Below are 3997 nucleotides of genomic sequence, written 5' to 3' on the forward strand. Positions count from 1 at the left end.
TATATTGACATCACAGGCTGCTTGCCCACCGCGGATTCCCTAATTTTCCAATGGACTTTCTCGCAGATGAATCAGAATATGATCAGACGGAATGCCCAATTTTCCCAAGCTTGCTACAATCTGCTGATACAGTTTGCGCTTGGTCTCCAGACTCCGGCCAGCGAAGCAGTCAATACCGATCAAGGTAAAATATTCAGGCTGGGCCAGATGAGTCATCTACTGAAAACGATGGGCTTCATGTACCACCAGCCAGATATTACGGTCATAGTCAGGCAGTTGAAAGGCATTTTTCACACATTAAAATACGCTGTCGAGTAACTGCTCTTCATCAGCCTGGGAATACTGTTGCCAGACTTCAATTTGAACGGTAGGCATGTGCTTCTCCTTTTTATTATTTTATTGAATAGAGAGATGAGCCTCAATAAGGTCTTCTATCTTTACCATATCGTAAAATTATCCTGAGAACTCTGGAATTAATCGGATAAATATTCTTAAGTGAGCTTGTCGCCTCTGGCCTACAGCAGATGCGGTCAATGCCTCTACTCGGTTTTTCTGACTCAGGTTATATTGAGTGCATACCAAGACAGGAAGCCTTGCAAAAACAAGAATAAAACATCGGCAGGATGCTGATCGATACCGGAGGAAAGGTATCTGAGCTAAATTTGAAAAGGCCCTCACAGGAGTTGGGGCCTTTTTCTTTCATTGTATTATTAACTATTTAGCTTTTTACTAAGGTGCGGTCATCTTAAGCAACTTGGCTTTTGGACCATCTTCAATCACCCAGAGTGAGCCATCTTTGGCCTGAACCGCACCACGAATCCGCTCTTTCATATCCAGTCGCTGTATTTCTTTCGCAGGATTTTGAGTGGTATCAATCACGATCATTGCCTGAGAAGACAGACCTGTAGCAATGGCTTTATTTTTCCATTGAGGAAAGATATTACCTGTATAGAACAATAAGTCTGAAGGAGAAATTACTGGAGTCCAATCTAGTGCTGGTGCTTCGAACTCTGGTCGGGTACTGTGATCTGGAATCGGCTTGCCATCATAATGCTCCCCATTAGAGACAATCGGATAGCCATAATTTTTGCCCTTCATCACTTTATTCAGCTCATCACCGCCTTTAGGACCCATTTCAATCACCCAAAGCTGCCCTTGTGGATCAAATGCCAAACCGAGAGGATTACGGTGTCCCAGACTCCAGACCTGCTTGGCAATTTCGCCCTGATTCATAAATGGATTATCGGAAGGAATTGAACCATCATCATTCAGACGAATAATCTTGCCGGCATTAGATTTCATGTCCTGGGCTGGATTAAATTGCTGACGTTCACCCGAACTGATCCAGAGTTTATTATCTGAGCCAAAGATAATCCGGTGCCCATAATGACCCTGTCCGGAAGAAAATTTCGGTACCTGAGTCCAGATTTTCTTAATCTGAGTGAGCTGTGGCGTGCTCTTAGTGAGATCTAGCTTGCCACGAACCACAACTGCACCATAACCACCCTGCCCCTGTTCGGCATAACTGAGATATACCGACTGATTCTTGGCAAAGTCAGGATGGAGTGCGATATCGCCTAAGCCACCTTGTCCGCCATAGGCCACTTGAGGAATACCCTGAACAGTTTGAGTGCTGCGATTGGCTGGATTAAATAATTTTAATTTTCCTGATCTTTCGGTAATCAGTAAACGCTGATCTGGCAGCTCAATCAGTGCCCATGGCTCATTCAACTGCGCAAATTCTTCGACTTTATAAGCTTGCTGTGTGGTTTTGGCAGCGGATTGTCCAGCTGGGTATGCTGAAGTCTTGTCTTGGGCACAGGCAGTCAGGCTATAGGAACCTAAGCCTAATAATAAAATTGCTGCTATTTGAGTCTGTTTCATTGTTATTCTTCATGCTAATTTCATTCAGATAAGTACCAATTTAGCATTCCAGACAGCGGCTAAAATAATAAAAAATTAAAGGAATCGTAAGCGGATATAACATAATCTCAATAAGATAGCTGATGCATTAATTGAGTTTTTTATTATTTAATACAGGCTGAATCGCGAAGAATTTTCGCCTGATACAACTGCTGATCGGCTGTTTTTAGTAAACGATCAACATTTTTATAAATATACTCTGCATCCATAATCGCTGCTCCGACACTGATACTGATCCAGGTTTTGTCATCCCCACGATTGGCATGTTCTAAATTGAGCTGACGAATAACCTCACAAAGTTGCTCGGCAAAAGCTTTAGCTTCCTGCCAGGAAATATCTGCCAGTAAAACTGCAAATTCCTCTCCACCATAGCGGGCCAGAAAGTCATTTTCAGGCAATATTTGCTGAATAGTTTGAACCAGTGTTTTTAAAATATAGTCACCTTTGAGATGGCCATAATAGTCATTATAGTTTTTAAAATAATCCACATCGATCATATAAACAGCCAGCGAAGATTGGTTTGCTATCGCATGCTCATATTGCTGCTGAAGCTGTTCATTTAAGGCAAAGCGATTATAGGCACCTGTCAGCGAATCCACCCTCACCTGCTGCGCGAGTTTCTCATTGAGCAAGGTGATATCACGCGTACGGTCCTGAACCTTCTGATCAAGTTCTTTATTCAGTCGCAAAAGCTGCTTGTTTAACAACTCGGTATTAATACTTTGCACCGCATAGTCACGGCTGAGCTGAAAGGTAATTAAAATAAAATAGGCACAGGAGGTATAAAATGCAATTTCAACTGAATCAATTACCTTAAGCGCAAGTAAATAGTCATGCAGGAAGGTCAGGCAGACCAGCACCACCGCAATAGAATTGATCTTGGAATAACACACATGCGATTTGTGCATGCGGTAAGCGCCATAAAGCAGATTAATAAAAACCAGTATGCAATACTAAAGCTTTGGAAAAAGAAGCTCTGGAAGATATAAGGCAGCGTAAACAGGGTCACAGCCACATTGATACTAATTAACAAAGCTGTGATTTTTAATAAATAAGGATTTAACAGTCGATACGGCAATAAATAGATATAAATCAAGAAGAACAGAGTCGCCAATTCAGTCAGTAAATACTCAAATCGTGTGCCCCATACCCAGGAAATATTCGTGAATAAAGTATAAATGAATGGGACTGCAAAGAAGCTACGCAGGCTCAAGCACAGAATAAATAACCCTAGAAACAGCAGTAAATTACCTGCTTGCGTTTTAAGGCTGCGAAATACTGCAAAGAACACCATAAAGCAGCCAATCATCAGCAGAACGCCACTGATCACACCTAAAGGATATTACCTGATCATAAAACTTATCCAGAATAGGCTGGTTAAAGCCAATAAACATGCTGTTTTCCAGCTCGCCACGGATATGGTGATAACTTGAAGCCTGAATGGTAATCGTCACTTCCCTCCGTGAGGGAAAGAAAGAAGCCAACTTTGGCGCCATCATGGTCTGATGCTGACCATGTATGCCTACCTGCCCTACTTCTATCAGCAGATGATCATCGACATACATGCGATAAGCCCCATACTGATAAGGCACATAAATATAAACCGCATGATTGATGACTGATTCAGGCAGCCTGAAGGCTTTTTGAAAAGTTCCAATATGGTCTTTATGACCTGTTAAGGTCAGGAAAGAATTAGGTAAATGAACTTTTTCAGCAGCAAGAGTCTGATTAGAGGAAGTTAACTGAGATAGTCGCTACCCAAAAGTGGGATCAATCAGCTGATTGGGGTAGAAATCCCATTCGCCATCAAGTTTGACATACTGATGATGATCAAAATTTAATTCTATTACAGCGTATAGCTGTGAAGAAATCAAAATGAGCCATATCAACACAAATGTGTTTAAGAGAATCTGCTGCATATGACTCAGAGAATAAAAAATATTTACACAAGTAGTATAACATTTCACAACTGATCAGAGATTATACAGTCGTAAAAATTAGTCGTTAAAGATAAAAAAGGTTTATATGTTATATAAAAAAAGCCCTCTGCGTAAGCAGAGGGCTTTTGGAATAA

At 41.3% G+C, this 3997-nt stretch carries 4 protein-coding genes; 1 reads left to right on the forward strand and 3 read right to left on the reverse strand.

What is annotated here, in order from left to right:
• Positions 1-318: hypothetical protein (locus tag B4J23_RS14440; protein ID WP_422652833.1), on the forward strand; the 318-nt coding region annotated here is incomplete at its 5' end.
• A 411-nt stretch (positions 319-729) separates the two neighbouring features.
• Here B4J23_RS14440 and B4J23_RS10740 read toward each other — a convergent pair.
• From B4J23_RS10740 to B4J23_RS10750, 3 genes are all read right to left on the reverse strand, one after another.
• Positions 730-1884 carry a PQQ-dependent sugar dehydrogenase gene (locus tag B4J23_RS10740; RefSeq protein WP_034170286.1) on the reverse strand — a complete coding sequence of 385 codons (1155 nt, stop codon included), beginning with the start codon at positions 1882-1884 and terminating at the stop codon, positions 730-732.
• 143 nt (positions 1885-2027) lie between these two features.
• On the reverse strand, positions 2028-2831 hold the full coding sequence (locus B4J23_RS10745; protein WP_291360561.1) for a GGDEF domain-containing protein: 804 nt from the start codon (positions 2829-2831) through the stop codon (positions 2028-2030).
• A gap of 354 nt (positions 2832-3185) precedes the next feature.
• A complete protein-coding gene (locus B4J23_RS10750; protein WP_291360563.1) occupies positions 3186-3515 on the reverse strand; it encodes a hypothetical protein in 330 nt (109 codons plus the stop codon).
• Positions 3516-3997: the final 482 nt, after the last annotated feature.

Origin of the sequence: Acinetobacter sp. UBA3025, assembly GCF_002367915.1 — a bacterium.
Lineage (GTDB): Bacteria > Pseudomonadota > Gammaproteobacteria > Pseudomonadales > Moraxellaceae > Acinetobacter.